The following is a 7,804-nucleotide window of genomic DNA, read 5'->3' on the forward strand; positions in this document are numbered from 1 at the left end:
TTCAAGAATGCGATATTCAGCTTCAAACCGCCGTCAGGTGCGAAGAAAATCGAGTTCGTCCCGGTCGCAACGAACGCAACGAACAAGGGGTAGGCCCATGAAGATCCCATTTGCGCGCCGTCGCGCCCTCTTCCTTCCGGCCATCCTGACCGTTGCCCTGTCCATTGCGCATGTGCCGCCCGCGAACGCATTCCGTGGTGGTGGCGGCGGCGGCGGTGGCGGCCACGCCATGCGGGAACACCCGTCCGGTGGCGGCCAGATGCACGGCGCGCGCGGCGGCGGCCAGATCAACAGCGCACGCGCCGATGAGCGTACGCGCAACGTGCGTAACACCAGCGTGAATAACGTCAACCGGAACGTCAACGTGAACCGCAATGTCAACGTGGACGTGCACAACGATTATCACCACGGCGGCTGGGACGACGATTACCATCCGGTCGCCACAGCGGCGGCCGTGACGGCGGCAGTCGGCGTGACGTCGGCGGTGGTGGGCTCGATCGTGCGTTCGGTGCCTCCCAGTTGTGCGCCTGTGAACTATCGGGGCATGATCTACCAGCAATGCGGCAGCACGTGGTATCAGCCACAAGGTTCGCAGTACGTAGTGGTTAACGCGCCGTACTGATCGGGGACAGGAGGGCACCATGAGCGCGGTCGTGGAGAAGTTCAAGGAAGAGTTCAAGAAAGTCCTGCCGCCTACGATTTTCTTTTTTGTCATCCTTCACATCGTCGCGCTGATCCGCGCGCTCATGATCAAGGATAGCGGCATCAGTCCAGAAACCACGGCGTCGGTGCTGATTTCATCGCTGATTCTCGGCAAGTCTGTGCTGCTTGCCGACATGCTGCCCTTCATCAATCGTTTCCCCGATAAACCGCTGGTCTGGAACGTCGCCTGGAAAACCTTGATGTACGCGATCGTCGCACTCGTCATCCACTATCTGGAACAGCTTTATGACTTCTGGAAAGAGACGGGCGGCTTCGCCACGGCAAACCAGGCACTGCTTGCCCATATCAGCTGGCCGCACTTCTGGGCCGTGCAAATCCTGCTCGTCACATTGATCTTCAACTATTGCGTGATCGCCGAACTCGCGCGAGCGCTTGGCAAAACCACACTCAAACGCATGTTCTTCGGGCCGCTGCCGCCGCAACAGCGCTGAGCTTTATTCCGTGCTGTCATTGCGTTGTGCGCGGCAGCCACACCACGAACGACGTCACGCCGCCTTCGCGTGACGCGATGCTCACGCGGCCGCGATGGGCGTCCACGATAGAGCGCACGATCGACAGTCCAAGCCCCATTCCGTGCGGCTTGGTGGTGTAGAAAGGCTCGAACAGACGATACGCGAGCGCGGCGTCGACGCCCGACCCGCGATCCGTGACGCTGAACTCGACGCCGTGCTCCAGCAGCACCGATTCGAGTGTAAGCACGCGGCGCCCCGCCTCGGTATCGTGCATGGCGTCCATGGCGTTGATCGCGAGATTGAGCACGACCTGCTGCAGTTGCACGCGGTCGCCCATAACCTCGACGCGATCGGCGCCCAGGCGTGTATCGATCATGATGTTGCGTCGCCTGGCCTCGGGTTCGACGAGTGCGAGGGCACAGCGCAACGTCGCATCCAGCGGTGTCGCACTGAACGTCACGCCCTGCTTCTGCAGCAGCGCGCGCAGGCGCTGGACCACCTCGTTGGCGCGCAGCGCATCGCGTTTGACATCAGCAAGAATTTCGCCGAGTTCCGCGTGATCGGGGCGCGGCGCTTTCACCAGCAGTTCTGCGGCGTCGGCGTTGCTCAGGATCGCGCCGAGCGGTTGACCGACCTCGTGCGCAATGGACGCGCTCAACTCGCCGACCGTGGCAAAACGCGCGGCCCGCGCCAGTTCGCTGCGACGGGCGACGGCTTCGGCTTGTGCACGTCGCCGCGTGCGACGCTGGGCGAGCAATGCGAGGATCGTGGCGCCCTGCGCGATCAGCACGGCCAGGGCGGTCAACACCACCGCGCGATACTCCCGGAACACCGAGCGCGGAACGTTGAGCAGGCGGCAATCGGCCGGCAGCGCGTCAACGGCAAGGCCATAGCGTTCGAGTTGCGCCACGTTCGCCGTGCAACGCGCGGGCAAGGCTGGGAAGTCGCGCGCGTCCACATGGCCGCCATTGCGCAGGATTGCAAGGGCGGCATCGGCGGTCAACCGGCCGTTCTCTTCGAAATCGTAGACTCCACCGGCGATGGCGCCCTGCTCGATATAGATCGAGAACAGCCCGTAGATCGGTGCGTGTGACGCAGCGACCATCGGCGCGACAAGCTGATACGGGAAATAACGCCGCCCCTCGCGATCCTGATGTTCGGCCGCATAAATCACCGCAGTGCGCAGATCGAGCGTTGCGAGTTTCGCCTGCAATTTCTGCAGCGGCAACCCTTGCCACACTTCCACCTCTGGCCAGCGCGAGCGGCGTGCATCAGCCGCCTTCACGACGCGCGCAGCCTGCGCGCCGTCCACGCCGGTTGTTCCGCTCACGACGACGAGCCGTCGTGCATCCGGTTGCAGCGCCTCGGCAATATCGAGCGTCTGCGCGCCTTCGACACGGAATGGCACACGCGCGAAGTTCACGGGCAACGTATGGTTGACGAACCACTCGTCGGCCACGCCCGACAGCAGCACGGGCGCGCCAGGCCAGATCTGCGCGTGAGACCCCAACGCGAAATCCGCCGCACGACTGCCCAGCCCCACCACGAGATCGACGCGCTGGCTGGCGTACTTCTTTCTCATCAGCGCGAGCAGGTCGGGCATCAGATCGTCCGCTCCAAAGCGCGAACCATCGAGTACGTCGATATCGACTTCGGCGCCCTGCGCGAGCGATGCTTCGAGCCTGTTGCGCAACGTGTTGATCTGCACGAGCGCAGCCGGCTGCACCGGATCGAATCCGGTGAGCAGCACGACGTGCGCGGGTTGCGTCGACGATGCCGCCCATGCGCCCATGCCCCACAGAACGAGCACGCTCGCGCACAGCCAGGCGCAGATTGAGCGCCCGCTTGTTTTTGCCCCTTTCACCCTTTAGCCCTTGGTTCATGCAATGCGAGACCGCAAGATGCAGCTTGCCGCCTCGCATCATGCCGCGTAAGCGTGTGTCTGCGCGTGGCGCACCAGATCGGCCAGCGAATCCGCACCGAACTTTCGCATCATACCCGCGCGGCAGCTCTTGATGGTCCGCTCGGAAAGTCCCAGCTCAGCGGCAATCTGCTTGTTGCGCCGCCCCGCCACTATGCCGCGCAGAACGCATCGTTCCCGCTCGCCCAGGTCATGCGAGATCACATCGTTGGTCGGCTCCGGTATCACCACGGCCTGAGCCGGAACGCCGCTGCCGCTCGCCACTGCTGCCGCGCTAAAACCCGTTTCCAGCGCACCCAGCAAGGCGTCGCGCTCGATCGGCTTGACGAGAAAATCCACCGCACCGGCCTTCATGGCCTGCACGGTCTGAGGTATGTCACCGTACGCGCTCATAAATACGATGGGCAGCGTGCGCTGCTGCCGCGACAGCACCTGTTGAAGCTCCAGGCCGCTTGGGCCGCCCAGCACCAGATCGAGCAGGAGGCAGCCGGTCCAGTCGTGAGGATCGCTCACGAGAAAATCTCCGACCGATGCGTATTCCCTCACCGAATAACCGGAGTGGTTGAGCACCCTACCCAGCGCCTTTCTCATGGAGGCATCGTCGTCGACCACATGAACCAGCTTGCTTGCAGATTCGCTCACGGTTTGCTCCATTGTTTCAATAACCGAAACCGGACAGCGGTCCGCAGCCCACCTTGCATGCGCACGTTATTCTTGCTTCCTTGCGCCCCTCCCTGAACTCCCGGGGACTGTGTGCCGATGACAAGCTTTATAGCAAGTTAAATGAAATGATGATGTCTGGCTGTCCTAATACCGCGCATAACGGCTTTCCGGACGATATTTTCATCCGACCGGATTGCGCGACTGTTTACTCGTTTTCAAACATGTTTATTGCATACATTGCTCAATATCTGGAAACCACGAATTAAAGCAGGCATTGAATTGCAATTAGCCGCAATGGTGTAAATTCCGACAGGCAACGACATACAACGATTAATAACGAACGACATCTGGACACCTTTATGACACAGCTCATCCATCATCCGGCGGTCCTCTTCATTGTGCTGGTCGTGTTGCTCTCGGTCGCCGCCTCTATCGGCGCGCTTTTGTTGCACCGCATCTCTCCGCTTTCCGAGGAGGCGCGCGAAAATTTCAACGTGGTGCAAGGCGCGACGCTCACGCTGCTCGCGCTGCTGATCGGCTTTACGCTGTCGATGGCGGTGAGCCGCTATGACCAGCGCAAGAATTACGAAGAGGAAGAAGCCAATGCGATCGGCACGGAATATGTGCGTGCGGACCTGGTTGGCGCGGCGGGCGACAAGGCGATCAAACCGCTTCTGGCGCAGTATGTGCAACTGCGCATCGACTACTACAAGACGCGCGATGACGTCGAACTCGACGCCATCAACCGCAAGACCGCCGATCTGCAAGGACGGCTATGGGCGACGGTGCGCGACGCCGCCCTCACCCAGCCCAATCCCGTAACGGCGCTCGCGGTCGCCGGCATGAACGACGTGCTCAACACCCAGGGCTACACGCAGGCGGCGTGGATCAACCGCATTCCGATCTCGGCATGGTCGTTGATGATCGTGATCGCTTTCTTTAGCAACCTGATGCAGGGCTATGGCATCCGCGCCGGCACCGGACGGCGCGTGCTGCTGTTCGTGCTGCCGTTCACCGTGTCCCTGTCGCTGGCGCTGATCGCCGATATCGACAGCCCGCGCGGCGGCCTCATCCGCGTCGTGCCGCTCAACCTCATCAGTCTGCAGCAGTCGTTTTCACCTCAGTAAGCGCGTCACGTCAGGCGCTCGCGCGCCGCGAGCGCTAGAAACCCTTGCGCAACTGCAGCCAGCAGTGCACGGACGTGTTCGCGCTGGCGCTGAGAATCTCCGGCACGCGCCCAAACGGGAACGCGACGCTCGCCGTGACCAGCAGTTTGTACGGCCCGTTCCATTGCACGCCGAAGCCCGCACTGCTCAACTGTCCGGTATTGGGTCCGGTCAGAAAAACTTCCTTGAACTGCTGCACCCAGCCCGTATCGATGAAGGCGGAAAACTGCCAGACGCCGGGAACCGACTGGAAGGTGGCGTCGTGCCGGTATTCGAATGTCGCCAGATAGCCGCGCGAGCCCGACAGCACGCCGACGTCGTAACCCCGCACGCTGTCCGGGCCGCCCAGGTAGAACTGCTCGGAGGTGTCGAGATTCTTGCTCGCTGTCTGGCCGGAGAAGCCCAGGTACAGCGCATCGTGACGCGCGAGCTGCTGCAGGCGCGACAACGATAAGGACAGCTTCACATAATGGCCCGCCGTATCGGCACCCAGCTGATCGATGATATCGGTCTGCAGGTTGTTGGCGGCGAGCACGCCGTAAGTCATCGCCAGCCGCGCGTTCACGACGCCGTGCGTATCGAGTTCGTCGCCCGCCAGCGTGGTGGTCACACTGTTGGTGTGGCGGTCGTTCTGCAGGCCGATCACGTCGATATTGTCGTTCAGGCGGCGAAAATCGTATTCGACCTGACCGTACAGATTGCCGCGCGTATTGCGGATGATCGGCTGCGCGAGCACCACGCCGCCCACGAAGGCCGAGCCGTGCGCCTCCAGATCGGACAGATCGCTGCCGAGGTGATAGTCAAGCCCCGACACCGTCGCGCCCAGCGTCGTGCCCTGGCCGTTGAGCAGATAGCGGTAATCCATGCGCCCGTAGGTCATGCCGTGGCCCGAAGTCAGCGCGCTGAAGTCGAGCAGGTCGCCCTGGTTGAACAAGCCGTTGATATTCAGGTTGCCGCTGCCGCGCACGCGCCCGCTGTACGGGTCGCCAAAATTATCCACGCCCGCGTCGCCCGTCACGCGCTGTTGCGGTGTCACGTCCACCAGCAGATCGGAGGTGCCGACCTGCTGGCCGGGCCGCATCGTCGAGCTGACCACCGCGCCGGGAATGTCCTGCAACAACAGCAGCGTACGTTCGAGTTCGAATTCGCTGACTGGCTGCCCCGTTTGCAGCGCCGCCAGCGTATTGCCCAGCACGCGGTTCGACACGCTGCTCTGGTTGCTCATCGACACCGCGCCATAACGCGCCTCAGCCACGTCGATACGCACCACGCCGCTCTCGATCGTTTGCGCCGGCACATAGGCGGTGGCAAGTGGAAAGCCGTGCTCGTGATAGACGTCGCTGATGCGGTCGGCCAGCGCGTTCAGATCGGCGAGCGTGAGATCGTGGCCTTCGCTGGGCGCCACCACCGCATGCAGCAGATCGCCCGGCAACTGTGTGTTGCCGGTGATCTCGATCGTGCGCACGGGAAAGGTCTTCGTGTTGTCCGCCGGTTCGTTCTTCGGCGGCTGGATGGTGAGATCGAGATTCGAGGGCGGCGGCTGCACCGAAGGCTGCGGCACCTGCTGGAGCAACTGGCCGCTGCCGCTGTTCGCAGGCACCGTCGCCCGGACCTGGGCATGCGCGGCCCACGACGCGGCTGAAAGCGCAATGGCGATAGCGAGACAGATCCGGGTTCTACGCAGGCGTTTCGAGCGAATCTCGATCATGGTCGCGGTTCGGAAGATGTCATGGGCCGCGCTCGCGCGCGTGTGCTTGTCGTTCTGGCTTTATGTTCTACGTGCCCTCGTGCGAAACGGCTCGGGCTGGCCCGGCGATCAGTTGGACGGCATGCGCACACCTCCGTTGAGCACCGTGAGCGCCAGACCCGGATGGAAGTCCTGGCGCGCCACGTTGCGCTGGTTCGGCTCGTCTTCCTGCATCTGGTTGCCGGTGTAGTGGCCCTGCGCAGTGTCGGAAGCGGTACCGTAGGGCGTGGCGAGGCCCGATGCTTCCATCGGCGCCTGCACGTCTGCTAGCGTGCCCGAAGGCACCGGCGACACCGGCGTGATGATGTCGGCGGTCAAGCCAGTCGGCTGCGCGAGCACGTAGTTGCCGGCGTCCGGGCCGTCGATGGTCATCGCGGTACGCACGGGCTTGTTGAAGCCGACGGCGGGATCGTTGAAGTAGCCCACCCTGTCGTTGCCGAGCGTCACGCTATCGCCGCCCAGCACGCCCACCAGACGGTCGCCCGAAAGCGCGTCTTCGACCGTGCCGTTGTACGGACGGTTGGTCGTCCTCGTATCCGCGACGGTGAGCATGGCGGGCGTGATGCTCACCCAGTCCACCCCGCCCAGCAACGTGTAGTTGCTGGAAAGCGCCGATGCATTGCCGCTGAGCGTATAGCCGCCCAGGCCGCCCGGCGCGAAGCCGGTCTGGCTGCCGACGTTTTTCGTCGTCAGCGTGCCGGTGCCAGAGAGCGTGAGCGTTTCGCCGTTCACGCCCTGGAGCACGCCGTTGTTGCCGAACAGGCTCGCCGCCGCGCCAGGTGTCGCGTCGTAGACGCGGGTGGCCGTGAGGTCGAGCACGTAGGGCGTGATAGACGCTGAGGTGCTAGCCGTGGTGTTGAAGCTGTAGTTGCCCGCATCCGCGCCGCTGCCCGTGATGCCCGCGACCGCGATGGGAATGCCGTTGCCCGCGTTCGCGGTGGCGAAGCTGGCCGACTGGGCGCTGAAGCTCACGCTGTCGCCGCTGAGCACGCCGTTGCTGCCCAGGCTCACCGATGCCGCGCGCGTGCCGTCGTACACCTTGTTCGCGCCGGTCGCGTTCACGGTGATGGCAAGCGGCGTGATGGTGACCCAATCGACACCGCCTGCGAGCGTGTAGTTGCTCGCGAGCGCC

The 7,804-nt window shown here is 63.3% G+C and carries 7 protein-coding genes; 3 read left to right on the plus strand and 4 right to left on the minus strand.

What is annotated here, in order from left to right; genetic code table 11:
- Positions 1-97 precede the first annotated feature (97 nt).
- Positions 98-622, plus strand: a complete 525-nt coding sequence (locus VG320_RS16375) for a hypothetical protein (protein WP_327201132.1) — start codon at positions 98-100, stop codon at positions 620-622.
- 19 nt (positions 623-641) lie between these two features.
- Positions 642-1,154, plus strand: coding sequence for a hypothetical protein (locus VG320_RS16380; protein WP_327201133.1), 513 nt, complete (start codon positions 642-644; stop codon positions 1,152-1,154).
- A gap of 16 nt (positions 1,155-1,170) precedes the next feature.
- On the opposite strand, the gene VG320_RS16385 is transcribed toward VG320_RS16380, so the two are convergent.
- Entirely contained in the window at positions 1,171-2,985 is a 1,815-nt protein-coding gene (locus tag VG320_RS16385) for a sensor histidine kinase (RefSeq protein WP_327201134.1), read from the minus strand.
- A gap of 111 nt (positions 2,986-3,096) precedes the next feature.
- Positions 3,097-3,738 carry a response regulator transcription factor gene (locus VG320_RS16390; protein WP_327201135.1) on the minus strand — a complete coding sequence of 214 codons (642 nt, stop codon included), beginning with the start codon at positions 3,736-3,738 and terminating at the stop codon, positions 3,097-3,099.
- Positions 3,739-4,118: 380 nt separating this feature from the next.
- Between VG320_RS16390 and VG320_RS16395 the strand changes: the two genes are divergently transcribed.
- Entirely contained in the window at positions 4,119-4,886 is a 768-nt protein-coding gene (locus VG320_RS16395) for a hypothetical protein (protein ID WP_327201136.1), read from the plus strand.
- A 34-nt stretch (positions 4,887-4,920) separates the two neighbouring features.
- On the opposite strand, the gene VG320_RS16400 is transcribed toward VG320_RS16395, so the two are convergent.
- Together VG320_RS16400 and VG320_RS16405 are read right to left on the minus strand one after the other, a co-directional pair.
- Positions 4,921-6,633: a ShlB/FhaC/HecB family hemolysin secretion/activation protein gene (locus VG320_RS16400; protein WP_327201137.1), complete on the minus strand. Its 1,713-nt coding sequence runs from the start codon at positions 6,631-6,633 to the stop codon at positions 4,921-4,923.
- 108 nt (positions 6,634-6,741) lie between these two features.
- Positions 6,742-7,804, minus strand: a 1,063-nt coding sequence (locus tag VG320_RS16405; protein WP_327201138.1) for a YDG domain-containing protein, incomplete at its 5' end; no start/stop codon positions are given.

This window comes from Paraburkholderia sp. (assembly GCF_035948235.1).
Classification (GTDB): Bacteria; Pseudomonadota; Gammaproteobacteria; order Burkholderiales; family Burkholderiaceae; genus Paraburkholderia.